A 25,725-nucleotide genomic window follows, 5' to 3' on the forward strand; every position below is an offset into this window, starting at 1 on the left:
ACATGGCCATCGACAGGGTTAAAAGGGTCACCTTACTGGTCCCGGCCTATAATAGCAGGCCCCTTGTATCCAGACTTTACCAGCTAAATGTCTTACACGTCTTAGACGCCTTTTCAAGCATACCCACCGCACGAATTGTCCTGAAAAAGTACGGTCTAATCGGACACGACGGCGGGGATGAAATCAGGAAACTTGAGTTCATAGTCTCCACCCTGGCACCGTTCCTGACCGGAGAAAAGTCATTCCTGGAGGGCATCTTTCCCGTGCCGGTACAGGTCAAAAAGGACGAACTCCTGGACATCCTCTCCTCTTTTAAAACAGACCAGATTTATGATGAGTGCAAGGCCTTCCACGACGAGCAGACCTCGATTGAGTCACAACTAAAGGATGTTCGCCGGGAAGCAGGTCTCATCAGGGAACTGCACGGGTTGCCCTGGACGGTGCGGGAGGTGAAGGCCGTCCATAGAGCGCGCCTCGGGCTCGGCATCTTTTCCGGGGAAGACTGGCGCAGCTTCACCCTTAACCCGCAGGCGAGAGAACTATGTGCGTGGCAGGACGTTACACCTCCCGGTGGAAAACGAAAGAGGGTCCTGCTGGCCTGTCTGCCAGAAGACGAGAGAGAGGCCGCAGCGTTAGCATCCGCGCATGGATTTGAGGAGTTAGCCGTCCCGGAACTTCCAGGCAGGGCCGAAGAAAGGACCTCTGAATTAGAGCAGAAGGAACGTGGATTACTGGAGAGGCAAGAAGTACTGCGGGCCAAAATGCTCAAACAGGCGCACCTGCACCACCGCAGGGCCGTAGCGCTTCTCGGATACCGGGAAAGCCTGAGGGAAAGACAAAATACCGAGACAAAGTTCGCCAGGTCGAAAAAACTCCTGCTGGTGACGGGATATATACGCACAAAAGACGTCCACATAATGGAAGACATGCTTAAGGCCGAGTTCCCCCAATATGCGACCATCTACAAGGAGCCGTCACCGGATGAAGACGTGCCCGTCTCTCTGACGTTAAACGCGCTGTTCCGGCCCGTACAATTGTTAACGAACATGTTTGGACTGCCCAATTATTTCGCCTTTGACCCCACGCCTTATATCGTCCTCAATTTTCTTCTATTCTTCGGCATCTGTTTCAGTGACGTCATATACGGGGTCGTGTTGATGGGTCTTTCCTTTTGTCTGATGAGGCGGTACCGGCTGAATCAGGGCCTGTGGAACTTCTTCTGCCTCTTTTTCTACGCCGGGGCCAGCACGACGGTCTGTGGCGCCTTAACGGGGGGATGGGCGGGTGACCTTTATAAGCCCGAGTATCTGGGCGAGGGCAATCCATTACTTTACATGAAAGAGAAACTAAGCGTCTTTGATCCGCTCGACAGCATCCTCGTCGCACTGGTTCTCGTGCTGGGGCTTGGGATAATCAACCAGTTCTACGCCCTGAGTCTCCGGATGTATCGCGAGTACAGGATGGGGAGGCCGCTGGACGCCCTGCTGGACGGAGGTCTGTGGCTTATATTTCTGTCGGGGCTGGTTATACTGATTGGACACGTATTTATTGCAATGCCGCCCAATACGGTGACCGCGGGAAAGGGCATGGCCGTCCTGGGCGCCTTTGGGCTGGTACTTTCCCAGGGCAGAAGGGAGAAGGGCGTGGCCGCCAAGGCGATTACGGGACTCGTCAGTCTTTACGGTATAACGGGCACGTACGGTTCGACTATGTTCATAAGTGACATTATCTCCTATTCAAGGCTGCTGGCACTGGGGCTTACCACCAGTATTATCGCCATGTCATTTAACATCATAGCCGCCATGCTGGGTTCGGCAGGGACAATATTTTTCATACTGGCCCTGATTATCGGCCATGTGCTGAACTTTGCCATATGTATAATAGGTGCTTTTGTGCATCCGGCAAGGCTCATAATGCTTGAGTTTTTTGGCAGATTTTACGAGGCAGGGGGCATTCATTTCAGACCGTTTGGCTTCCACTCGCAGAAGGTTCAGGTAATAGAATAAAAAGGGGTTTAAACCTATGGAAGAATTCCTAAAGACTCAGTTCCTGGAGACTGGTCTTGGCTGGGCATGTACGGGAGCGATGCTGGCAGTAATGTTTGGGGGCGTGGGGTCGGCAGGGGGCATACGCACTGCCGTTACCCAGGCCGCAGGCGTTATTTCCGAAAAACCGGAGCTCTTTGGGCGACTCCTTGTGCTGATGGCCATGCCGGGCACCCAGGGTTTTTACGGCTTTATCTGTGCCATCACCATTGCCATGAGGATAGGACTCATTGAGGGCACAATAAACGTCACCCCAATAGTGGGAGTAGGGCTTTTCTCTACGGGCCTTGCTATGGGGGTAGTCCTGTGGAGGAGCGCGATATGGCAGGGAGAGGCCGCCGCAGCGGCTATAAACCTGACGGCCAAGAGGCCTGAAGAAGCTGGCCGGGCAATCCTCATGCCCGCTCTTGTAGAGACGTATGCCGTGGTCGCCCTCCTTGCGGCGATTCTCATGATAATGTGGCTCACTAAAACAGAAGGCCTTACGTTTGCTGTCCTGGAGACTATCCCTCACTAAAGCCCATGACACTGGAAAGAATAAACGCACGGTTGCTGGAAGACGCACGCAAAGAGGCGGAAAGGTTGGTTGAGGTTGCAGGGCACGGCATCAAACTGAAACTCGACCGGGAAAAGCAGTTGCAGAAGGAAAGGCTCGAGAAAAGACTTGAAACGCTGCGCAAGGAATTAGAGGAAGAAAAAGAAAAAAACCGGTCCCTCCTCAATGCCCGCTACAAGAAACAGATTCTGGAATCAAAGAACAACATAATCGACCGTCTTTTCCAGGAAGCGGCGGACAGCGTAATGTCCCTTGACAGACAGGAGTATCTGGCGCTGCTGGAGGAGTGGCTGGACAGATTAAGTATAGACGAAAAGGCGGAACTCACGCTCTCCAGCAAAGACCTCAGAGGCATCGGCCCGGAACTGGTAAGAAAGGCGAACGACTCGCGCAGTGAGGACGTCCTCTTTCTGGCAACGTCAGCGGCAGACATAAAGGGTGGGTTTATCTTAAAGACAAAAACCTTTGAGATTGACCGCAGCCTGGAGTGTGTGTTGAGCCAACTGCGTGAAGATCCGATCTCAGAGATGGCAGAGAAACTGTTTGGCAGATAACGCGAACACTCCGAAGAGACCACGGAAAACCCCTGCCTTCAGACCAGGGCGTTTATGGACCTTTGTCGCATAAATGGGGTAACTACGTGTTGTAGTCTTGTAAGGGTATGTCTCAACGCTCAGCCTTTTAAATGAGGGGTATCCGTAGGGGCGACCCGGCGGGCCGCTCCTACCCTTTGGATAGATGTGTCGTAAAATGAAAGAAAGAGATCCTCAACAGTGGTGTTTTGTGTCGGGAAAGGTGAGCGTCCTTGAAACCACACTCCTCAGGGAAGCCTTTTTCCAGGAACTGTCACCTCTGGAAAAACGTGAAGACATACTCTACCGTATAAGGGATTCCTCATTGAGGGACTATTTTCACACGACCGACGATTTGTTGGATTATGAAGACATAGTAAATGACCGCTACCAGTCACAGGTCCGGGAAATAAGAAGGTTTTCTCCCTCCCCGGTGGTCTGTGACTTCTTCCTCCTCCCCTACGAATTCATGAACCTCAAAAACTTTCTCAAGGAGGAGCTTTACGGGCTGCCTCCCGCAGGACGCTTCCCCGGTACTATAAGTGAGAATGTGTGGAGAGAGCTCTGGCAGGGAGGCAAAAGACCTTCTCTGCCGGATGTATACGAAGAGGCCCTGTCGGCGCTTAAAGAGTCCCGCACACAAGGGAAGGCAGATGAGACCGGCGACCCCGGACTTGTTGACAGCATCCTCGACGGACACCAGCTGCATTACCTGCCGGCACTTATGGCTGGACTGGAATCTGAGTTGATATGCGGTTACGTAAGAGATTACAGGAGACTAAAGGGAATATTGATGCTTCAGAGGGTACCGACGGGGAGTGAGGCTGCGGCGTTGTGGTTCCTCAAGGAGGATGAATTATTCAAGATACCGGTGCAGGGTGCTCCACGACACTGGAGGGAAATGCTTCTTGAGATCGTACCTGAGAAAATTGTGGAGAAAATCATTACCGGGAGCAGAAGAGACCTGTTATCCAGGTATGAGAAATACACAGGCGACTATCTCATGGAGAAGCTGGAGCCGGCGCGTTACGCGGCCTTTGGACCGGGAAAGGTCTTTAGATACCTTTCGGCACTTACAGCCGAACTGTTCAATCTCAGGTTGTTGATAGGCGGCGCATTGAATAAGCTGAGCCCGGGGGTCACCGGGAACATGCTTCGGAGGACGTGTTTCTAAATGCACAAAGCGGTTGTTATCGGGGAGCGCGAAAAAATACTGCCCTTTAAGATGCTGGGGATGGGCCTTGAGTATGCCGGCTCGGAAAGGGAGTTTGAAAGGGTCATGGAGAAGTTGGCCCAGGACCCCGAGGTGTCTTTGATACTGGTGTGTGAGGATATTATATCGGCACGGCCGGAGGTCGTCTCAGCCTTCAGAGAAAAAGTGCGTATCCCCATAGCAGTCCTTCCCTCACATCTCGGCAGTGCGGGCACAAGCATCCGGGAGACCGGCAAAATGGTTAAGAGGGCCATCGGTATTGACATACTAGAGGGAGGCCCGGATTGAAGGAAGGGGTGATAACCAAGGTCTCAGGACCTCTGGTGATAGCCAGGGAGCTGACCGGCACAAACATAAATGATATGGTGCGTGTGGGCGAGCAGAGGCTGCTGGGGGAGGTAATTGAGATACGCTCAGAAGAATACTCCATCCAGGTATATGAAGAGACGGAGGGGATAGGTCCGGGTCAACCGGTTTATCCTATGGGTGAACCGCTCAGTGTCGAGCTTGGTCCGGGCCTTATCGGCTCCATCTTTGACGGTATCCAGAGGCCGCTTGACATAATATCCGCCCACTCGGGTTCGTACATAGCCAGGGGTGTGGAATACGCACCGCTGGACAGGACAAAAAAATGGCACTTCGTCCCCGCCCGGACGGTGGGGGAGAATGTAGGCCCGGGAGATATCCTGGGCACCGTCCGTGAGACGGTGCTTGTGGAGCACAGGGTAATGGTTCCACCCGGTGTCGAGGGCAAACTTGTTGCCCTCGGAGAGGACGTCTACACCCTGGACGAGGTGGTGGCAGAGGTAAAAACTTCTGAGGATACTGTGGGCGTAAAGATGATCCAGAAGTGGCCTGTGAGACAGCTAAGGCCGGTAGCCAGAAAACTACCGCCCGGCGAGCCCCTGGTTACGGGACAGAGGGTAATCGACACCTTTTTCCCGGTGGCAAAGGGCGGCACGTCGTGTGTGCCCGGACCGTTTGGCAGCGGGAAGACGGTTGTGCAGCATCAGCTGGCAAAATGGTCGGACGCCGACATTATAGTCTATGTCGGTTGTGGCGAACGCGGCAACGAGATGGCAGACGTACTCCTTACGTTTCCCGAGCTGAAAGACCCCAGGAGCCACGAATCCCTGATGGAACGTACCGTGCTGGTGGCAAACACCTCCAACATGCCGGTCGCCGCCAGAGAGGCCTCCATCTTTACCGGCACAACTATAGCAGAATACTACAGGGACATGGGCTACCACGTAGCCCTTATGGCCGACTCTACCTCTCGCTGGGCTGAGGCCATGAGAGAGGTCTCCTGCAGGCTGGAAGAGATGCCCGGTGAAGAGGGTTTTCCGACGTATCTGGGCAGCAGACTTGCCAGCTTCTACGAGAGGTCTGGAAGCGTGGAGTGTCTTGGAAGGGATGCCCGGGGCAAAGAGGGAAGAAGGGGAAGCCTGAGCATTATCGGTGCGGTTTCTCCACCCGGGGGCGACCTTTCCGAGCCTGTCACCCAGGCCACCCTGAGGACGGTAAAGGTCTTTTGGGGCCTGGACGACAGGCTTGCCTCCCAGCGGCATTTTCCCGCCGTGAACTGGCTCACAAGCTACTCCCTGTACCACCAGGTGGTAGACAAATATGTTACCGAAAAGATAGGGCCGGGGTGGAATAAGAACAGGGCAACGGCCCTGCGCCTGCTGCACAGGGAATCAGAGCTTGAGGAACTGGTCAGACTGGTCGGTGTAGAGGCCCTTTCTCCTGAGGACAAACTCATTATGGAAATAGCCAAGATGATAAGAGAGGATTTTCTCCATCAAAACGCCTACCACGAACTGGACACCTACACCTCGCTTGAGAAACAGTTTTACATGCTGAACATTATACTGAAATTCTACACCAAGGCGCAGGAGGCGGTAGATAAGGGCGTTGAACTCTCAGGCATCATGGAAATACCGGTTAAAGACAACGTCTCCGACCTGCGGCTGGCGACCGAAGGAGACACGGAGTTCTTCGTGCAGATGGAGAGGGACATCGAAAGCCAGATAAACGAGCTTATATAGGGGAGCGATATTGGTATTTAAGGAATATCTTACGGTAAAGGACATCTTCGGACCTCTAATGCTGATAGAGCACGTAGACGGTGTCACGTACGGGGAACTCGCCGAGGTAAAGCTCGACGATGGCCGGATAAGGCGGGGAAGGGTGCTCGAGATAGCGGACTCCTGTGTCCTGATACAGGTATTCGAGGGTACCCTGGGATTAGGGAGGGACAACGTTCGTGTAAAGTTCCTTGGCAAGGGACTTGAGATAGGGGTCTCCCCGGATATCCTCGGCCGGATCTTTAACGGCGCGGGCAAGACCATAGACGGCGGTCCAAACATTATCCCGGATAAGAGACTGAATATAAACGGCAACCCGATTAACCCCTGCGCACGAGACTATCCCAGCGAATTCATACAGACCGGCATATCTTCAATAGACGGCCTGAATACCCTGGTAAGGGGACAGAAACTCCCCATATTCTCAGGTTCAGGGCTTCCCCATGCGAAACTTGCCGCTCAGATAGCCCGCCAGGCACAAGTACCCGGCTCTCCCGGGGGCTTCGCGGTGGTGTTTGCGGCCATGGGAATAACCTTCGAGGAGGCAAACTACTTTATCTCCGACTTTCAGGCAACCAGGGCCATAGAAAGGGCCGTCGTATTCGTAAACCTGGCAGAGGACCCGCCGATAGAACGCCTCGCCGTGCCCAGGATGGCACTGACTACGGCCGAGTATCTGGCCTATGAGCTGGACATGCATGTCCTCGTAATTCTCACCGACATGACCAATTACTGCGAAGCGCTTAGAGAGGTATCGGCCGCGCGTAAAGAGATTCCCGGCAGGAGAGGATACCCGGGCTACCTTTATACAGACCTCGCTACTATTTACGAGCGGGCCGGCCGAATCAAGGGTAAGAAGGGCTCCATTACCCAGATACCTATCCTGACCATGCCGGAAGACGACAAGACCCACCCCGTTCCCGACCTGACGGGGTATATAACCGAGGGACAGATAATCCTCTCCCGGTCGCTCCACCTGCAGGGCATCTATCCGCCCATCGACGTCTTGCCGTCGCTGTCGCGGCTGAAGGACAAGGGCATCGGCGAGGGTAAAACCAGAGAAGACCATGCCGATATCTCAAACCAGCTCTATGCGTCATACGCCAGGGGCAAGGCGGTAAAGGAGTTGGCCGTTATCCTTGGCGAGGGCGCCCTGAGCCCGTTAGACCTGTCCTTCGTAGACTTCTCAGACCACTTTGAAAATGAGTTCATCCGGCAGCTTGAGGGGGAAAACAGGTCCATCAACGATACCTTGGACATAGGCTGGAAATTATTCGGACTGCTGCCGAAAAAGGAGTTGAAGAGGATACGGCATGAATATCTGGACAAGTACTACAGGGAGAGAAAGAGGTGAGGCTAAAGGTCAACCCCAACAGGATGGAACTCTTGCGACTCAGGCGCAGATATGCCCTGGCCCTGAGAGGCCACAGGATGATAAAGGACAAACTGGAGGGTCTTGTTAAGGAATTTCTGAGCTTATCACGGGATTACAAGGATGTACGCGGGGCCGTTGACAGGGAGCTGCCGGAACTGCTTAAGCCCTTTGTTTTGGCCAGGTTAACCTCTCCCAAAGGCGCGGTCACAACGGCCCTGGAACACTCCGTAAGCGCGCTTGAGCTAGAGCTCGGACACAGCCGTGTACTGAACGTCACGTTACCCAGTTATAATGCAGTCTTACCTCCCGCGCCGCGCTACAGCCTGCTTGACACCGCCGGCAACCTCGACACGGCCGTATCACGGCTCAGGGACTATTTGCCCAGGATACTAAGGCTCACCGAGCTGGAGCATTCCGTCTGGTTACTGGCCAGGGAGGTGGAAGAAACCAGGCGCAGGGTAAACGCCCTGGAGTATATACTCATACCGGAGCTGAGAGGGTCCATCAGGTCCATCAAGGCAAGGCTGGACGAGATGGAGCGTTTCAATATCTCAAGGCTCATGAAGGTCAAAGAGATACTGGAGGCCAAAAGAACCACTTTCTAAAACTTGTATTCACTCTATACATCTTTAGTGATATCTGTTAATATTCGACATGAGGCTAAAGTTTGTTCCATAGCTTATCGAGGAGGGAATGATGCGCAAAAGTTTGAAGAGGCTTACTATTCTACCGCTTGCCGCGGGACTTGTTATGCTGTCGCTGTCATGGACGTCTTTCTTCAGCGTAGAGTCCGTCCAGGCAGAGCGTTCCAGGGCCGAGATTGAGAGGCTGCAGGAAGCTGCCGTAAAGTTCCAGGACTTGTTCGGAGAGATAGCAAACTACGTCAAGCCGTCCGTTGTCCACGTCAAGTCGGTAAAGGTGATAAAGCAGGAGCAGTTCAGGCAGTTTCATCCACCCGGCGGTGGAGCCCAACCCCATGGTTTTGGGGACGATTTCTTCGAGCGCTTTTTCGGCGGACGCCCACCTAAGCAGGAGGGTTTCGGTTCCGGGGTAATCGTAGACTCCAAGGGATATATACTCACAAACAACCACGTAGTGGAAGGCGCGGATGAAATCTACGTAATTATGCCGGGTACGAAGAAGGAAATAAAGGCAGAGGTCGTCGGTTCCGATCCACCAACGGATATCGCGGTAATAAAGATAGACGGTGACGGGCTCCCGGTAGCAAAATTAGGAAACTCAGACGACGTCCACGTAGGTGACTGGGTACTTGCGGTCGGTAACCCTTTTGGGCTGACCCAGACGGTAACCTCCGGGATTATCAGCGCCGTGGGACGTGCCAACGTCGGCATTGCAGACTACGAGGATTTCATCCAGACGGACGCCGCAATCAACCCGGGAAACAGCGGCGGTCCCCTTGTAAACCTGCAGGCAGAGGTAATCGGTATCAATAGCGCGATATTCACCAGAAGCGGCGGATACCAGGGCATTGGCTTTGCCATTCCCATAAATATGGCAAAGACCGTTATGAACAGCCTTATTGAGCACAAGAGGGTTGTCAGGGGATGGCTCGGTGTGGCAATCCAGGATATTAGCGAAGATCTGGCCGAATCGTTTGGCCTGTCCGAGCCCGAAGGCGTGCTGATAAGCGACGTTACTCCCGACAGCCCGGCAGAGAAGGCCGGTATGCAACGCGGTGACGTGGTAGTTGGATATCAGGGTAAGGAGATAGAAGACACAAACGACTTGAGGAACCTGGTTGCACAGACACCCGTAGGCACGCAGGCGTCGCTGGAGGTGCTCCGCGACAACAAGCCCGTACAGCTTACCGTAGACATCGGAGAACAACCCGCCGACCTCTTCGCACGGCCCGGTATGCCCGGCGAACAGAAAGCAGAGCCACCGAGGGACTACGGCATGTCGCTTGATGACCTGACGCCGCAACTGGCACCGCGCTTCGGTTATGAGGACGAGACGGAGGGTGTGCTGGTCACGAATGTGATGCCTGGCGGTCTGGCTGCCGAGGCTGGTTTGCGGCCGGGCGACTTGATAAGGGAAGCAAACAGACAAAAGACCAGCAACACAAAGGAGTTCTGGGAGATAGTACAGGATTCGCCGCAGGACAAAGGCATCCTGCTGCTTGTCAAGAGGGGCAAGGCCACTCACTATGTACTTTTAAAGCCGGAATAACAGACACTCTTACGTTCTAAGGCTGAGCATGAGAGACCTTGCCGCACCAAGCGGGCCGGCATTGTCTCCCAGCTCAGCCTTAACTATTTTCAGCCCTTCCACTACCTTGGAAAAGGCCCTTTTCCTCACCTCTTCACGAACCGGGCCAAAAAGACACTCTCCAAGTTTACTCACCCCGCCGCCAACGACGACTACGTCGGGGTTTAATACGTTTGCAAGACTGGCAACGGCTACGCCGAGTATTCTGCCAGTATCCTCTATGGCCCTCCTGGCCAGCTCGTCTCCAGACCGCGCCCGTCTTCCTATACTCTCCGGTGTAACCCTGCCGTCATTTTTAAGACCCTCTTCCTTCCCAATAAGCCCTTGCATACTCAAGATGAGTCCCTGGGAGGAGGCATAGGCCTCAAGGCAGCCCCTGTTGCCGCATGCACATCTGCGGCCGTTGCGCACCAGTGTCATGTGCCCGATCTCCCCGGCAACCCCGCCTACGCCATGCCATACCCTGCCATTCAGGATTATCCCGCCGCCCACACCGGTCCCGAGGGTAATACATATCAGGCACCTTGCTCCCCTGCCCGCGCCCTTCCAGTGTTCACCCAGGGCAACCAGATTGGCATCGTTGTCAAGAGACACCGGCAAGTTCAACCTCTGCTCAAGTATGTCCCTCAGCGGCACGTTCGACCATCCGGGAAGATTCGGCGGGTCAAATACTACGCCTTTTATCGGGTCCAGCGGGCCGGCAAACCCTACACCCACCCCCGTAACGTCCACCATGCCGGCACCCGCCTTCTTCGCCGTGTCCTTCAATGTCAGTATCAGGCGCTCTATCAGCGCATCCCGGCCCTTGCGGGCGAGTGTGGACCGCTTCATTACCGCAAGAACCTGCCCCCGGCCGTCCACGGCGACGGCCTTTATATTGGTCCCGCCAACGTCAATGCCGAGCACTAACTTCTTTAATGTTCTTCTTCTCTTCTTCATAAAGGTCTTGGAGGGATCGGCGGGTCATCTTGACAAGACTACGATCCCGGTATAGTACGCTCTCAAAGTCGGTAATGAATCCCGGCCATAAGGATAGCTACTGTAGTATCGCAAGTCAAGGTTACTGGCAGCCGTAATTTAAATAATTTGCCTTTGCCCATAAATAAAAGTATAAAAATAATTCAAGGGATACAGGGCAGGGGCTCCATCCCCTGCCGTAAGCGGGCAAAGTGAACTTATACGGAGGACGGGGCGGTTGGTTAACATTAGCGCGGCAATTATGGCTGGCGGCAAGAGCGAAAGGATGGGCCGGGACAAGGCCCTCTTGAAGATAGGCGACCTTACCGCGGTAGAGTTTCAACTCCAGAGATTGAAACCCATCTTTGAGGAAATAATCCTCTCTACAAATGCCCCGGAAGAGTTTGAGGCACTGGGTATACCTGCCATCCCGGACATCATATCCGATAAAGGTCCACTGGGCGGGATTTATACGGCGCTCTCGAATATCAAAAACCCTTACCTCTTTGCGATAGCCTGTGACATGCCCTGTGTAAGCCCTGCGCTCATCCAATACATGAAGGAGAGGTGTGAGGGATATGACGTCACAATACCGGAGACGGAGGGTGGACTGGAACCCCTGCATGCCATCTACTCCAGAGACTGCATCCCCGCAATTAAGAAAAAACTTGAGAGTAACGGCAGCGGGAGGGTGATAAGTTTCTTTCCCGATGTAAAGGTGAAGGTCGTAACAGAGGAAGAGACTGCCGGCATAAAAGGCGGTCATGACGCCTTCCTGAATATCAACACTATGGAAGACTACCAGAGAGTCTTGAAACTTCTCAAAATCAAAAAGACATAGCCTTACCACTTGATACCACAATCATAATTATAAGCCCTCAAACATCCTGCCCCTGAACATACCACACGTACACAAACCACACAGATACTATTTGCTATTTTTGTATACAACGGGTAAAATTCCCCAAATACATCAATTTGTAGAGGGCTATTTCCGCTAATACTCTATACCTAACAGAGGCCCAATAACAATGTTGAGGAAGATGGCCGCAAACAAGGAGATGTTGATTACAAGAATAACAGGTGGAGTGTTATTAATAACACTATTGTTTATTGCCTCCCCCGCCGCCGCACCCTATCAGGAGACAGCACGTTGCATACGGGTAATAGACGGTGACACGATAGACCTCTCCAACGATAAGCGTGTGCGGTATATTGGCGTAAACTCGCCACCGATCAAGAAAGCGGACGCAATCACCTGCGTGCTGGGGGAAAAGGCAAAGGCGTATAATGAGAACCTTGTCCTGAACAAGACTGTCAGGCTCATATTCGACGTTCAGCCGGAAGATAAATACGGCAGGTTTCTTGCATACGTTTACGTCGGGGATATTTTTGTAAACGCTGAACTCGTAAGGGAGGGTTACGCCTCGGCATCCAAACACCCGCCAAACGTGAGATATGCGGAGTTTTTTAAGGGCCTTGAAGATGAGGCCAAAGAAGGCAGGCAGGGTCTGTGGTCAATAGTAGAGAGGGTACGGTATCAACCTCAGGAATGATTATCGGGCATTTTAGTAGAAGGGTCTAAAGCCCCAGCTCACCGCTTATTTCCTGCATTGCTTTAAGGCTTAACCCGACAAAGTCCTCCAGGTCCATACCGAGTCTCTCGCACTCTTTGATGCCCCGCCTGTCCACGTTCCTTGCGAAGGATTTTTCCTTCATCCTCTTCATGATACTCTTAGGCTTTACGCTTGCGAGCCTTTTGTCTGGCAGCACCAGTGCGGCAGCCACGATAAGCCCGGTGACACACTCCGCGGCAGAGAGTGCGAGGCCCATCTCCGTGTCGCGTTCGATGCCCAGCGCCCCGGCGTTGTGGGCTTTGATGGCCTCTATCATGTCTTCCGGGACACCCCTGTCCCTGAGTATATCGGCAGTTCGGAGCGTGTGGCTTGTGGGTTTGTCTTTTGTCAATTCAAAATCCAGGTCATGGAGCAGGCCGGCCACACCCCAACTCTCCTCGTCCCTGCCGAATCTCCTGGCCAGGCTGCGCATTATTGCCTCGGTTGCCAGGCAGTGCTTGCGCAGGTTCTCCTGCCCGACATGGCTCATAAACAGCTCCCATGCCTCTTCCCTGTTCACGGCAGTATCTCCAAACACGTTAGAAACCTAGGTGGATATTATAACCCCGCTACTACCGAATCTCAATAACGTCTGCGTCTTGACTTTTATGACGAAATGAGTATATTTAGATAAGCGGTTTTTGGCATACGTTAGCCATTGACACTTTAACCGAAACTATCGAGCGCATGTAAAGAAGGCTGGCACATGAGTCAGTGGTACACACCCGAATTTGGTATGTCCTTTGGCAGCAAGTGGACAAAGGTCATAAAAATACTCATTTCCGTCAACGTCGGGGTCTTCATCCTCCAGCTCCTGTTTTTCTCCATAAGCACGCAGTGGAGTGGCGGCAGGCCCGTTGAGGGGGCGGGTCTCGGCTATCCAGACCCTTTCACCAAGCTCTTCTGGTTTCACCCGCCGGATACATTAGGCAACTTCTGGCTCTGGCAGCTTTTCAGCTACACCTTCCTGCACAGTATCTACGACCCATGGCACCTTATCATCAACATGTTCGCCCTGTGGATGTTCGGCGCCGACGTAGAGAGGACCATGGGCACAAAGAAGTTTCTCACCTTGTACTTCACCGCCGGTATATTTTGCGCGTTGTTAAGCGCGTGTGTGAGTTACAACAGCGCCCTGCTGGGTGCCTCAGGTGCCGTCTTTGCCATAGAAGTGGCCTTTGCCATGTACTTTCCTGAGGCCACCATAATCCTGTTCATCTTCCCCATAAAGGCCAAACACCTGGTCATGATATTCGCCGGCATAACGGCCCTGAACTGTCTGCTGCCCAGTGGGGGAAACATTGCCTACTACGCGCATCTGGGTGGATTGCTTTACGGATTCTTGTTTGTCAGGTACGAGCCGAAACTCTGGGGGATGATAGAGGTCTGGCAGGCCAAGCAAAGGGAAAGAGAAGTGAGGGAGAATGTGGAGATACGCAGAAGGGTAGATATGCTCCTGGAGAAGGTAAACCGTGTGGGAATGGAGAACCTTACAAAGAGAGAGCTGGAGTTCCTGCAAACGGCCAGTAAGAGATACAAGAAATGGCAGATGGAGCGAAAGGTATGACATATGATTAAGGTCGCGGTTAACGGGGCCTGTGGCCGAATGGGCTCAAGTGTTGTGGCAAACGTATTGAATGACGGGGAACTTCAGCTTGTAGCGGCGCTGGAACATGAGGGGCATCAGCTCCTTGGCCAAGATGTTGGGACCGCCCAGGGACAGGGGGAAAGCGGCGTAAAGGTGTCGCGTGGGTTTAACGGCAAGGCAGACGTCCTCATCGATTTTTCTGAACCAGCCTGTAGTGTGGAAAAAGCGGTCAATTTTGCCTCTGCGGGCACGGCCCTGGTAATATGTACCACGGGACACACCCCCGAACAGACCGCCAAAATCAAGGAAACTGCCCGCCAGGTGCCATGTCTTATCAGCCCGAATATGAGCCTCGGGGTAAACCTCATCTTCCAGCTCGCAGCCCGGGTGGCCAAGACGCTGGGGGATGATTATGACATTGAGATTGTGGAGGTACACCATCGGTTCAAAAAAGACTCTCCAAGTGGCACGGCCATTAAGATTGCCGACGAAATCTGCAAATCGACAGGAAAGAAACTGGATGATGTGGCCGTCTATGGCCGCGAAGGCCAGGTCGGGGAACGCTCTAGGGGCGAGATAGGTATACACGCCATAAGGGCGGGAGATACCGTGGGGGATCATAAGGTCGTCTTTGGAAACCTGGGAGAGACCATCGAACTCGTCCACAGCGCGCACAGCCGTGACACCTTTGCCATGGGGGCGATCAAGGCGGCAAAATACGTCGTGAATAAGCCGCCGGGGCTATACGATATGAAAGACGTGATACATGTCTAGCCGTCTTTCCGCCCTCATACAACCGTTCAGGAGCTTGAAAAAGCGCAAAGGCATGTTATAATATGAAGTTAAACGAAAATCCGTATCTATTGAGTTATTAATTATGGCGCCTTTAAACAGGGCGCGTCTCATGAGCTGTGAAAGGAGAGCGTTTAGATGGCCGAAAGGGAAAGGATAATCGGTATAGACCTGGGCACCACTAACTCCGTTGTTGCCGTAATGGAGGGTGACCAGCCTACGGTAATCATAAATTCCCAAGGCAGCAGACTCACCCCTTCCTGTGTCGGGTTTACCGATAAGGGGGAGCGCCTGGTGGGCCTGCTGGCCAAGCGACAGGCAATTATAAACCCGAATAATACCATCTTCTCTATAAAGCGTTTCATGGGCCGGAGACACAGCGAGGTATCCGCGGAAGAGAAGATTGTTCCGTTCAAGATAGTAGGTGCGCCGGAAGAGCTTGTAAAGGTAGAGGCAAGGGGTAAAGACTACACGCCGCCGGAAATCTCCGCCATGGTACTGCAGGACTTGAAGAAAACTGCGGAGGAATATCTTGGCCATCCGGTCAAAAAAGCCGTCATCACCGTACCGGCGTATTTCAACGACAGCCAGCGCCAGGCCACCAAAGACGCCGGTCAGATAGCCGGCCTCGACGTGGTACGAATAATCAATGAACCTACGGCCTCCTGCCTCGCCTACGGCCTCGAGAAGAAGAAAACAGGCAAGCTGGCAATATTTGACCTTGGGGGAGGCACGTTTGACATCTCCATACTGGAGGTGGGTGACGGGGTATTCCAGGTCCTTTCCACCAACGGCGACACCCACCTGGGAGGAGACGACCTGGACGATGTCCTTATAAACTATCTGGCAGATGAGTTCGAGAAGGAAAACGGCATAGACCTTAGAAAAGACGCTATGGCACACCAGCGTCTGAAGGAAACGGCAGAAAAGGCAAAGTGTGAGCTCTCCACCTCAAAGAGTACGGATATAAACCTTCCCTTCATCACGGCAGACCAGACGGGACCAAAACACCTTACCACAAGCATTACACGCGCGAAATTCGAGCAAATGGTCGAACACCTGATACAGAGGTGTAAGGGGCCCTGTGAGAGCGCCCTGGCCGACGCAAAGTTCTCTCCAGACGATGTGGACGAGGTCGTTCTGGTGGGCGGTCAGACCAGGATGCCCAGGGTACAAGAGCTGGTCAAAGAGATATTCCATAAAGCACCGTGCAAGGGTGTAAACCCTGACGAGGTGGTGGCCGTTGGGGCGGCCATTCAGGGCGCTGTACTCTCTGGCGAGGTCAAAGACGTGCTTTTGCTGGACGTGACCCCGCTCTCACTGGGCATTGAGACCCTGGGAGGCGTAATGACCACTCTTATACAGAGAAATACCACCATACCGACCGGCAAGAAAGAGGTGTTTTCCACCGCTGCCGATAACCAGACGGCCGTAGACATCCACGTCCAGCAGGGAGAACGGCCCATGGCGAAGGATAACCGTACACTGGGCCGTTTCCAGCTGGCCGGCCTCCCGCCGGCGCCCCGGGGCATGCCCCAGATAGAGGTCTCTTTTGACATAGACGCTAACGGTATACTGAACGTAAATGCAAAGGATACGGGCACGGGCAAGGAACAGTCTATCATCATAAAGTCGTCTTCCGGCCTCTCAGAGGAAGAGGTTGAAAAGATGAGGAAGGATGCTGAAAAACACAGCGAAGAGGACAAGAATGTCAGAGAGCTTGCGGAAGTAAAGAACCAGGCCGACCAGATGACATATGCCACCGAAAAGACAATGGCGGAACATGGGGACAAGATAGATCAGGCCGATAGAGACGCCGTTACCAGGGCATTAGACAGATTAAAATCTTTAAAGGATAGTAACGACGCCGGGGAGATTAAAAAGGCCCTCGATGAGCTTACACAGGCCTCCCACAAGTTGGCACAGGCCATGTACGAAGCTACCGCAAAACAGGAGGCCGGGCCGGAACCTGGTGCAGACGCGGGCGCGGGTCCGGGCGCAGGTGCAGCAGGTGGCGGCAAGAAAAAAGAAAAACCGGGTGGTGAAGAGGTCATTGACGCCGACTACGATGTAAAGGACTAGCCACATTCGTCAACTTTACACTTCTAGAAAGGTCGGGGTCATTCCCGACCTTTTTTGTTTGAGAACGGGTGAAGTCACATGAGACTTGACAAGCTCACGATAAAGGCCCAGGGGGCCATTCAGGACGCACAGCAGCTCGCCCAGTCAAAGGGACAGCAGCAGATAGAATCCGTGCACCTCCTCTCCACCCTGATCGGGCAGGAACAGGGCATAGTAGGGCCGGTCCTCGAAAAACTGGGCATAAATAAAGACCTCTTATATTCTAAGTGCCAGGAGGTAATCGAGAGACTTCCACAGGTGAGCGGACCCACCACCATCGGCCAGGTCTACATAAGTCAGGAACTCAATGAGATATTAAACGCCTCGTGGGAAGAGGCCCGGAGGCTTAAGGACGAATACCTCAGCACGGAACACATCCTTATGGCCATGTCTGGCGAGAAGGAGAGTTCTGCCGGCCGAGTCCTCTCCGATGCCGGTGTGAAGAAAGACGAGTTACTGCAGGCATTGAAGGCCTTTCGCGGCTCCCACAGGGTTACAGACCCCAACCCGGAAGAGAAATATGAGGCACTTGAGCGCTACAGCCGGGACCTCGTGCAACTGGCCAGGTCCGGCAAACTTGACCCTGTGATAGGCAGGGACGATGAGATAAGGCGTATCATACAGGTGCTTTCGAGACGGACTAAGAATAACCCCGTACTCATAGGAGAGCCGGGCGTGGGCAAGACCGCCATCGTCGAGGGCCTTGCGCAGCGTATAGTCAGCGGTGACGTGCCGGACGGGCTCAAGAATAAGCGTGTGATGGCCCTTGATATGGGCGCCCTCATTGCCGGCACGAAGTACCGTGGAGAATTCGAGGACCGTCTCAAGGCCGTGCTAAAGGAAATAAGCGAGGCGGAAGGCAGTGTTATACTCTTCATAGACGAGCTGCACACGGTTGTGGGCGCGGGGGCTGCGGAGGGAGCCATGGACGCGTCAAACCTTTTAAAGCCCGCGCTTGCCAGGGGCGAGCTGCGTTGTGTCGGCGCCACTACGTTAGATGAGTACCGCAAACATATAGAAAAGGACGCCGCCCTTGAGCGCCGCTTTCAACCCGTTCTTGTGGGCGAGCCGACCGTGGAAGACACGATAGCCATCCTCCGCGGCCTTAAAGAACGCTACGAGGTGCATCACGGCATCCGGATAAAGGACTCGGCGCTGGTGGCCGCCAGCACCCTGTCTCACCGCTATATAAGCGACCGTTTCCTTCCCGATAAGGCCATAGACCTCATCGACGAGGCGGCGTCCAAACTGAGAATCGAGCTGGACAGTATGCCGACAGAGCTTGATGAGATCGAGCGTAAGATTATGCAGTTGGAGATAGAACGTGAGGCCCTGAAGAAGGAAAAAGACCATGCATCCAAAGAGAAGAAGTCGCAGGTAGAGAAACAGATTGCGGACCTGAAGGAAGAGCTCAGCGGCCTTAAGGCGCATTGGGAGAATGAGAAGGGGGCGATAAAAGAGATACAGGACCTGAAGGCGAAGATAGACGAGGCGCGTGTGGAGGAGAAGACCGCCCAGCGGCAGGGAGACCTGGAAAAGGTGGCCGAGATACGCTACGGTCGCATCAGGGAGTACGAAGAGGAGATAAAAAAGACGCACGAAAAACTGGCCGAAATACAGAAGGATAAATGCCTGTTGAAGGAGGAGGTCGACGCCGATGACGTGGCTGAGGTGGTGTCAAAGTGGACGAAGATACCCGTCTCCAAGCTCCTGGAGGGCGAGAAACAAAAATTGCTGAAGATGGAAGACAAGCTTGAGGAAAGGGTTGTGGGTCAGGAGGTGGCCGTGAGGGCCGTTTCTGATGCGGTAAGGCGTGCCAGGGCGGGACTCCAGGACCCCAACAGGCCCGTGGGGTCTTTTATCTTCCTCGGTCCTACAGGTGTGGGGAAGACCGAGTTGTGCCGTGCGCTGGCAGAGTTCCTCTTTGACGACGAGAACGCCATGGTGAGGATTGACATGTCTGAGTTTATGGAACAACACGCCGTGGCCAGGCTGATTGGTGCGCCCCCGGGATACGTAGGGTACGAGGAGGGAGGCAGACTGACGGAGGCCGTCAGGCGCCGGCCTTATTCAGTAGTGTTGTTCGATGAGATAGAGAAGGCCCACAGGGACGTGTTCAACGTGTTGCTGCAAGTACTGGATGACGGCAGGCTCACCGACGGACACGGGCGGACCGTAGACTTCAAAAACACAATCATCGTCATGACGTCCAACATAGGTACACAGTGGATACACGAGTTCAGCGGGAAGGCTAAAGAAAAAGAGCTAAGGGAACGCATAAGTGAGGCGTTGAAAGAGGTTTTCAGACCGGAGTTCCTGAACAGGATAGACGATACAATTATATTTAACACTCTGTCGAAAGAAGAGTTACGCAAAATCATAGACATACAGCTCAAGGCCCTTCAAAAGAGGCTTGCCGAACACAACCTGAAGATTGCTATACAGGACAGTGTTAAGGACAGGTTGTTGGAGGAGGGTTTCGACCCGGTCTACGGGGCAAGGCCGCTTAAACGAACCGTGCAGCATCTCATTGAAAACCCCCTTGCGGTGGATCTGCTTGAGGGTAAGTTTCCGGAAGGCTCTGTGATTGACGTGCAGACCAGTAAAAACGGTAAGATATCATTTAGCGCTGCGAAGGCTACCGCAGCGGCATAACAAAAAATATGAAATAAATCCTCCCGTACTGGAAATAACTAAACAAGAAGGGTGTTAGTTTTTTTGGTTATCCCGTAAGGAGGATTAAATCATGTTTGCTAAGCTGTTGATTATGTTCTGTTTAATTGTAGGGCTTGCGTTATCGGCTGCTGACCTCGGGGTGAGCGTTGCTGACGAAGAGACCACTACCATTCAAGGGACGGTTGTCTGCCTTGGGTGCACGCTGAAAAAGACGGAAGGGGCCAATGCCGCATGCAAGGTCTACGGTCACAAGCACGCTCTTGCGACAAACAGCGGAGAGCTATACTCTTTCCTCGAAAACAGTAAGAGTGAAGAAGTGATAAACACCGATAAGTATGCCATGAAAGAAGTGGAAGTTACCGGCAGGGTGTTTGAAAACGCACACATAATTGATCTGGAAGAAATTAGCGTTATCGAGGAGAAATAAGTAGAAGTCTGCCGAGAAGAATAGAAGAGAAAACACAGGCAGTCAACTTTATCTGTTAGTGTTTGGGCTTCAACGGGTATATTTACGTCCAGTGGGCCCCCGGTTGAGTGGCGATCCAGAGGGGGCCCCGTAGATGAAGGGAGACAAGACATGCGTAAATTTCTCACCGTGTTTGCCGCAGTTTCGCTTATTATTCTTTTTCTTTCCTGCCTGCCCCTGTCCGTCAGTGCTGAAGAAGAGGGGGCATTAGGCACGCTTGACCTCCAGGGCCTTAAGCAGCACCTTGCCGAAAACGACGGTAAGGTGGTGTTAATGAACTTCTGGTCCCCGTTCTGATCCGTCTGCGGGAGGGAGGTTCCCTTCCTAATGGAGCTTTATGATAAGTACAAAGAAGACGGGCTGGAGATTATAGGCATGTCCATGGGTGCCCCACCAAATATGGTTAAGCTCTTCATGGAAAAGACGGGTATGAACTACCCTAATTTTATCGCGGGCAAGGACGTACTGGAGACGTACTCCGTGAGGGCTGTTCCTTTCAATATATTCTTTGGAAGAGACGGTAAGGAACGCGCGAGGGAGTTGGGGTACAACGAGCAGAAGAAAAAGGAGATTGAAAAGGAAGTAGCGGGGCTTCTGAGGGAATAGAGTATCTTGTGGCGGGTATCCGGACGTAAAGAAGGGGGAGCATCTTGTACAGGACCCTTTTAATCCTGGCCGTTACGGTATGCGTGTTGTTTTCCTCTCGAACAGGACCCGTTTACGGCAGGTTTATTCCGTTGCTGCCCGGGATAGACCTCTCCGAACTCGAGGCCAGACTTCACGCCAACAAGGGGAAGGTGATAATCCTTGAGTTCTGGATGCATAATTGCCCAAACTGTCTAAGAGAAGCGCCCTTTATGAGCAAGATGTACCGCAAATATAAAAGGCGGGGGCTGCTTGTAATCGGTCTATCCGTAGACGAAGACTACGAAGACGCCCGGGAGTTTGTGTTAATAACGGGCATCAGATATCCCACCTTTATGGCGGATAAGAGTATTATGGACGCCTTTGGAGTGAAGTCCGTACCGTATCATGTTTACATTGACAGAAAGGGAGGGATACGCTGGCAGGATGTGGGGTTCTACAGTGACAGAAAGAAAGAGATCGAAAAGAGAATTATCGAGCTGTTGAAGGAAAGTAGTTAGGAGCCGGCGTAGTGCCTGTTGTCTCATCTCAGCAAAGCCAGGCTCAGCCTTACTTATAGAGACGTCTTGTGGAGAGACGTAATGCACTCTGTGGAATGAGCATGCGAAGGACATTTGTATCAATAACCCTGCTGCTGGCCCTTATGTCGTGGTCGCCGGCCTACCTTCCTGCAGGCGATAAGACAACAACCGTGGGGAGGCTCAATGCCGCAGAGCTTAGGAACGTAATCAAAGAAAACAAAGGAAAGGTAGTGGTCCTTTGTTTCTGGAGCACCCTGTCTTCCATTTCCAGAGAGGAAGTGGTCTTTCTGGACACACTCTACGGCGCCGGTGAGAACGGTGTACTTGAGATTATAGGTGTTAACGTCGAGGGGGCAGAGCCGGACGTAATTGCGTCTTTTGTGGACATAAAGCAGATAAGATACCCCGTATTTGTGTGTGGGGACAACGTAATAGAGGCCTACGACCTTCAATTCATACCCGTCACCTTCATCCTGGGCAAGGACGGCCGGGTACGGCACAAAGAAATTGGATTCAGTGAGGATGCAAAGCCAAGGTTCAGGAAGCTTATACAAAAGTTATCCATGGAAGAGTAGAACGTGGCGGTTTTATGGCTAAAACATACCGGCTTTTGTCTTCTTGGTCTTCGTAATTTTTGGGGCTTTCTCCTTGTAACCCGGGGCCCTGGTCCTAGGCCTTGAGGACTTCCGCTTGCTCATGTCTTCCCACCCTCAGCATCTCCAGAAAACCTTCAAACCTGGTGCTAATCTGGCCCGCCATTACGTTGTGGTTGTCTACACAGTCCCCGTCAATGTTCAACACCGGGACCCCCTCCCGGTAGAGTTGTTTCTTTATTGTGGGCACCGCGGCATTATTCCTTCTGCATCCCCACTGAGAGAATACCACCGCGCCGTCTATGTCGTATTTACTCACCAGCTTTTTGATAACCTTTATCCTGCGTTCAAGAGGACCGTTATTGGGGTTTGAGATGAGTTTCCTGGCAAGGCTCTCATATGGCCTGTCGGGGTCCAGCGCATCCCAGTACACGTAGTTTATCTCTTCAAAGGCGATCTTAGTATCACTGCTGACGTCTATCTTCGCGGGTATTTCAGCCTTAAAGTAAGGTTTAAGTTCCAGCCACAGGAGCCTTATCTTTCTATCAGGTTTTGAGCCGCGTTCCTCTTCGGCCTTTACCTTCTCCCTTAGTTCCAGAGAAAGCCTTGTATAGAATTCCTCCGTCATCCGGGAGCCTGAGAGCATGTGAGAGGGCAGCATGAAGCCCAATGCCCTTGTACCCGGCAGGTGTGCAAAGGGGCTGACTCTTGCCTCATTCACCTCCAGCATACGTTGACGGGTCGTATTGGCCGTTTCTATGGTCTTACGGAGCCTTTCAGGGTCCATCTTGCGGCCGGATGCCTCTTCAAGCCCTTTTACCAGGTTCCTTAATTGTCCTGCCAGATATCGCACCGATTCACTGCTGAGTTCATAAGGCACGTCCAGGACAAGGGTTTTCTTTCCTGTAATGGGCTCACATATCTTTATCATCTTGAGGTTAGAGTCACATATGGAGCTTGTTGCCGCGTGCGCAATGGGTCTGGGCATATAGCCTTTGTAGGCAAAGCCGAGGGCCGACTTGTGGAATGAACATACGTCTATGGGGACACCTTCGGAGTCTGCCTCCATCAATCCCCTTGAACTGTGGCCTCCACATGCGGAAAGCGCAGCACCCACCTCAAGGCTGAACGGGAGCAACCCCATACCGAAGAGTATTTCTGAGGGGACGAAGAGGCTTGTCCATACCACCCGGTCTTCATTCTTATAGGTCTGGTAGAAGTACTTGTAACCCTCTTCTGTCAGAAATGCCAACGACTCCATACCGTTATTGGTATTATCTTTGACAAATAGATGTCCAAAGCGGCATAACTGCTTCAGGAAGAAGCGTACGGCGTGGGCCTCAACATCTTTCTTTAGCCTGTCGAATTGTCTCATCTTAGTTTTGCGAGGTTAAAGGGGAACGACAGCTTCTTGCCGTCACCGTTTTTTAAAATCAAGGTGACCTTTGCCTTGGGGTCTAAATCGGGTATGTCAAACTTGTAAAAACACAGGGCCCAGTAACGTGGAGAGTCTGGAAAAGAGCGCGTGTATTCCGCACTGGCAGGGACTTCCTTCTCGCTGGGTTCCAACTTCTTGTCCTTGTACATAAGGACTGCTTTATACTCATCTGCAAACTCTGCGTCGTCTCCGTAAATAGAACACCCGAAGACCAGCTTGCCCCTGTTCTCGGAGAGCGTCTTTTTTATCTCACCTTCACTGGGTTCGCGAGATCTCCGGGACATCTCCTTTGAAAGAATCGCCAGGTTCCCAAACGGGGTTATAACCGTGGCAGAACCCACCCCGTAGCCCAGATTCACCCTCCAAACCTCTAGTACCTCTGGATGTGAGAGCTCTCTTCTCGAGTTGCCGTACTCCAGGGCGTCTTTTATGTCCTTTTCGCTGAGTTCCAGCTGGATCGATTGCGCCGGGGCGGCTGAAAGGACGGATAACAGGAGATAACAGGTAAGAATTTTTATGAATCTATGCATTGACCTTGCCTTTCCCTGACAGGGGGTGTTGAGAGGTGGAACTTATACATTTTCACTGACATTATTATGCACCATTTGTGATGTATAGTAATGCTGTTCAAACACAAAGGCCCAGGATGAGCAACAGGACTGCCGCAGCAAGGAAGTGCTGGGAGACGTCAACAAGTATGCTTTTCTCCCTTATCCCCACTATTTTCCTGTGTTTTTCTATGGCAGAGCGGAAGATGTCTTCCAATTCTTCCCCCGTCGCGTCATGCACGTAGCTGCCGCCTGAAAGCTGAGCGATCTCGCTTAGAAAAGACGGGTTGGGGCGCGTCTTAATAATCTTGTCATGCTGGTCTTTCTCATAACCTACGGTAACGCCGTACCTGTCTTTTTTGGGGATGCGTGTCGCCCTATTGGGATCCCCTATGCCTATCATATATAGCGAAATGTTCTTCTTTTCAAGTAGTAATCTTATCGCCTCGGCTACCTGGCTTCTCACACCTATCTGCTCCTCACCGTCGGTCAGCAATATCAGCACCTTCTCGACGGGTTTGTCGCTGAAGGAGTCCATGGATATGAGGAGGGCGTTGCCGATATTTGTGCCATAAGGCACAACCCTTGAGTAATTCTCGTTTATGAGGTTCAGCAACCTGAGGAAGATGTGCTCGTAGTCCCGGGTTAGATAGGGCATAAGGGAGAAGGCCTTACCTGCAAACGCCACAAGGCCGACATTGTCGTTATGGAGCGTTTTCACCAGGTTTCTTATCTCTGTCTTCGCCCTTTGAAGCCGGTTTGGTTTGACGTCATCTGCCAGCATACTTATGGAGACGTCCAGGGCAAAGACAATCTCCATTCCCTCCTGCTCGTACTGTTCCTCGGTAGTGAGCCACTTAGGGCCTAAGAGTACCAGGGCCAGCGCGGCGCCCGCAAGGCCGATGGACAGGCCCCTCAGGACGTCTCTAAACACCCGGGGGACGCGGCTCTCCCCCGCGACCAGCCCTATGCTGCCAAATTCTCTCAGCCACCTCTTCTTTTTCCAGCAAGAATACAGATAGAGAAAGAAGACGGCAAAGCAGATTACGCCTACCGGCCATAGATAAGCATCGTTGTCAAAAACCAGCATTTACCACCTCAGTCTTGGGCTGCCGCTGTATTGATACTTGTTGCCCCAGGGGAGCAGTTTAAGGGCCTGAACCCTCTCTTCCCTCTCCTCTTTGTCCGGGCTGAACATCATGGAGAACTGCAATTCGCCCAGACGCATCCTTTCGAGGTTCTTCTTTGCCTGAAAGTCCGTGTGGTTTATCCGGAGGACGTTTACGTAGCCCTGGGCGGCGTTGACGAAATCAAGTTTGTCGGCAAGCAGGTTGGCCTCATTGTAGAGAGACCTCGCCCTGAGAACCGGACTATTCGTCCTGGAGGCCTTCTTGAACCTGGCGGCAGCCTCATCTTTTTTCTCCAATAACGTCAGCACGACCCCGGTGTTGTATTCGAGTACAAGATCCTCCCCGCCCAATAAACGCAGGGCGCCGTTGAGTGTCGAGTTCCTTATCCGTTCGAGGTCCTCCAAGGCGCTCTTGTACCTGCTCATTGTGATGTCTTCTCTGGCCTTGGCCGTCAGTAGACAACGGTCGCGGACGCCCATCCCATAGGTTATCAGGCAGAGTGACAGAAAAGCTATAAACCCCTTTATGATAATTGTCCTGTTCATTTTATCTACACC

At 52.8% G+C, this 25,725-nt stretch carries 25 protein-coding genes and 1 pseudogene; 20 read left to right on the forward strand and 6 right to left on the reverse strand.

What is annotated here, in order from left to right; translation table 11 throughout:
* Nucleotides 1-2: 2 nt before the first annotated feature.
* The 9 genes from NOU37_01430 to NOU37_01470 all read left to right on the forward strand — a co-directional run bounded on the left by NOU37_01430 (nt 3) and on the right by NOU37_01470 (nt 10,038).
* Nucleotides 3-2,006: a hypothetical protein gene (locus tag NOU37_01430; protein ID MCQ4573897.1), complete on the forward strand. Its 2,004-nt coding sequence runs from the start codon at nt 3-5 to the stop codon at nt 2,004-2,006.
* A gap of 16 nt (nt 2,007-2,022) precedes the next feature.
* A complete protein-coding gene (locus tag NOU37_01435; protein ID MCQ4573898.1) occupies nt 2,023-2,562 on the forward strand; it encodes a V-type ATP synthase subunit K in 540 nt (179 codons plus the stop codon).
* A 5-nt stretch (nt 2,563-2,567) separates the two neighbouring features.
* Nucleotides 2,568-3,155: a V-type ATP synthase subunit E family protein gene (locus NOU37_01440; GenBank protein ID MCQ4573899.1), complete on the forward strand. Its 588-nt coding sequence runs from the start codon at nt 2,568-2,570 to the stop codon at nt 3,153-3,155.
* A 196-nt stretch (nt 3,156-3,351) separates the two neighbouring features.
* The gene (locus NOU37_01445) at nt 3,352-4,347 is read left to right on the forward strand and encodes a V-type ATPase subunit (GenBank protein MCQ4573900.1); all 996 of its coding nucleotides are present in this window, start codon (nt 3,352-3,354) and stop codon (nt 4,345-4,347) included.
* Nucleotides 4,348-4,674, forward strand: a complete 327-nt coding sequence (locus NOU37_01450) for a hypothetical protein (protein MCQ4573901.1) — start codon at nt 4,348-4,350, stop codon at nt 4,672-4,674.
* Complete coding sequence (locus tag NOU37_01455) at nt 4,671-6,434, forward strand: V-type ATP synthase subunit A (GenBank protein MCQ4573902.1); 1,764 nt, start codon at nt 4,671-4,673, stop codon at nt 6,432-6,434. The genes NOU37_01450 and NOU37_01455 overlap by 4 nt, the downstream gene beginning before the upstream one ends.
* A 10-nt stretch (nt 6,435-6,444) precedes the next feature.
* A complete protein-coding gene (locus NOU37_01460; protein ID MCQ4573903.1) occupies nt 6,445-7,827 on the forward strand; it encodes a V-type ATP synthase subunit B in 1,383 nt (460 codons plus the stop codon).
* On the forward strand, nt 7,824-8,453 hold the full coding sequence (locus tag NOU37_01465) for a V-type ATP synthase subunit D (GenBank protein MCQ4573904.1): 630 nt from the start codon (nt 7,824-7,826) through the stop codon (nt 8,451-8,453). The genes NOU37_01460 and NOU37_01465 overlap by 4 nt, the downstream gene beginning before the upstream one ends.
* Nucleotides 8,454-8,541: 88 nt before the next feature.
* Nucleotides 8,542-10,038 carry a DegQ family serine endoprotease gene (locus NOU37_01470; GenBank protein MCQ4573905.1) on the forward strand — a complete coding sequence of 499 codons (1,497 nt, stop codon included), beginning with the start codon at nt 8,542-8,544 and terminating at the stop codon, nt 10,036-10,038.
* A 9-nt stretch (nt 10,039-10,047) separates the two neighbouring features.
* On the opposite strand, the gene NOU37_01475 is transcribed toward NOU37_01470, so the two are convergent.
* Nucleotides 10,048-11,016 carry an ROK family protein gene (locus tag NOU37_01475; protein MCQ4573906.1) on the reverse strand — a complete coding sequence of 323 codons (969 nt, stop codon included), beginning with the start codon at nt 11,014-11,016 and terminating at the stop codon, nt 10,048-10,050.
* 256 nt (nt 11,017-11,272) lie between these two features.
* On the opposite strand from NOU37_01475, the gene NOU37_01480 reads away from it, so the two are divergent.
* Nucleotides 11,273-11,875: a molybdenum cofactor guanylyltransferase gene (locus NOU37_01480; protein ID MCQ4573907.1), complete on the forward strand. Its 603-nt coding sequence runs from the start codon at nt 11,273-11,275 to the stop codon at nt 11,873-11,875.
* Nucleotides 11,876-12,065: 190 nt separating this feature from the next.
* Complete coding sequence (locus tag NOU37_01485) at nt 12,066-12,590, forward strand: thermonuclease family protein (protein MCQ4573908.1); 525 nt, start codon at nt 12,066-12,068, stop codon at nt 12,588-12,590.
* A gap of 25 nt (nt 12,591-12,615) precedes the next feature.
* Here the strand turns inward: NOU37_01485 and NOU37_01490 are convergent, their stop codons facing one another.
* Entirely contained in the window at nt 12,616-13,170 is a 555-nt protein-coding gene (locus tag NOU37_01490) for an HDIG domain-containing protein (protein ID MCQ4573909.1), read from the reverse strand.
* Between the two features lie 186 nt (nt 13,171-13,356).
* Between NOU37_01490 and NOU37_01495 the strand changes: the two genes are divergently transcribed.
* The 9 genes and pseudogenes from NOU37_01495 to NOU37_01535 all read left to right on the forward strand — a co-directional run bounded on the left by NOU37_01495 (nt 13,357) and on the right by NOU37_01535 (nt 22,034).
* Complete coding sequence (locus tag NOU37_01495) at nt 13,357-14,217, forward strand: rhomboid family intramembrane serine protease (GenBank protein MCQ4573910.1); 861 nt, start codon at nt 13,357-13,359, stop codon at nt 14,215-14,217.
* 3 nt (nt 14,218-14,220) lie between these two features.
* Nucleotides 14,221-15,012: a 4-hydroxy-tetrahydrodipicolinate reductase gene (gene dapB, locus NOU37_01500; protein MCQ4573911.1), complete on the forward strand. Its 792-nt coding sequence runs from the start codon at nt 14,221-14,223 to the stop codon at nt 15,010-15,012.
* 156 nt (nt 15,013-15,168) lie between these two features.
* Nucleotides 15,169-17,112, forward strand: a complete 1,944-nt coding sequence (gene dnaK / locus NOU37_01505) for a molecular chaperone DnaK (protein MCQ4573912.1) — start codon at nt 15,169-15,171, stop codon at nt 17,110-17,112.
* 78 nt (nt 17,113-17,190) lie between these two features.
* Nucleotides 17,191-19,806 (forward strand): ATP-dependent chaperone ClpB, encoded by a 2,616-nt coding sequence (gene clpB, locus NOU37_01510; protein MCQ4573913.1) that lies wholly within the window; start codon nt 17,191-17,193, stop codon nt 19,804-19,806.
* Nucleotides 19,807-19,897: 91 nt separating this feature from the next.
* Nucleotides 19,898-20,254: a hypothetical protein gene (locus NOU37_01515; GenBank protein MCQ4573914.1), complete on the forward strand. Its 357-nt coding sequence runs from the start codon at nt 19,898-19,900 to the stop codon at nt 20,252-20,254.
* A gap of 150 nt (nt 20,255-20,404) precedes the next feature.
* Nucleotides 20,405-20,590, forward strand: a complete 186-nt coding sequence (locus NOU37_01520; protein MCQ4573915.1) for a hypothetical protein — start codon at nt 20,405-20,407, stop codon at nt 20,588-20,590.
* Between the two features lie 15 nt (nt 20,591-20,605).
* Nucleotides 20,606-20,899: pseudogene (locus tag NOU37_01525) on the forward strand (TlpA family protein disulfide reductase).
* Between the two features lie 44 nt (nt 20,900-20,943).
* Nucleotides 20,944-21,438: a TlpA family protein disulfide reductase gene (locus NOU37_01530; GenBank protein ID MCQ4573916.1), complete on the forward strand. Its 495-nt coding sequence runs from the start codon at nt 20,944-20,946 to the stop codon at nt 21,436-21,438.
* Between the two features lie 101 nt (nt 21,439-21,539).
* Nucleotides 21,540-22,034 (forward strand): TlpA family protein disulfide reductase, encoded by a 495-nt coding sequence (locus tag NOU37_01535; GenBank protein MCQ4573917.1) that lies wholly within the window; start codon nt 21,540-21,542, stop codon nt 22,032-22,034.
* A gap of 94 nt (nt 22,035-22,128) precedes the next feature.
* Here NOU37_01535 and NOU37_01540 read toward each other — a convergent pair whose 3' ends face one another.
* The 4 genes from NOU37_01540 to NOU37_01555 form a co-directional block, all read right to left on the reverse strand.
* On the reverse strand, nt 22,129-23,427 hold the full coding sequence (locus tag NOU37_01540; protein MCQ4573918.1) for a 2-hydroxyacyl-CoA dehydratase family protein: 1,299 nt from the start codon (nt 23,425-23,427) through the stop codon (nt 22,129-22,131).
* Nucleotides 23,424-24,020 carry a hypothetical protein gene (locus NOU37_01545; GenBank protein MCQ4573919.1) on the reverse strand — a complete coding sequence of 199 codons (597 nt, stop codon included), beginning with the start codon at nt 24,018-24,020 and terminating at the stop codon, nt 23,424-23,426. Before NOU37_01545 ends, NOU37_01540 begins: the two co-directional genes overlap by 4 nt.
* 97 nt (nt 24,021-24,117) lie before the next feature.
* Nucleotides 24,118-25,128, reverse strand: coding sequence for a VWA domain-containing protein (locus tag NOU37_01550; protein MCQ4573920.1), 1,011 nt, complete (start codon nt 25,126-25,128; stop codon nt 24,118-24,120).
* The gene (locus NOU37_01555) at nt 25,129-25,713 is read right to left on the reverse strand and encodes a hypothetical protein (GenBank protein MCQ4573921.1); all 585 of its coding nucleotides are present in this window, start codon (nt 25,711-25,713) and stop codon (nt 25,129-25,131) included. It abuts the gene before it with no gap.
* Nucleotides 25,714-25,725 lie beyond the last annotated feature (12 nt).

The organism is Candidatus Bathyanammoxibius amoris (genome assembly GCA_024451685.1).
Taxonomy (GTDB): domain Bacteria; phylum Planctomycetota; class Brocadiia; order Brocadiales; family Bathyanammoxibiaceae; genus Bathyanammoxibius; species Bathyanammoxibius amoris.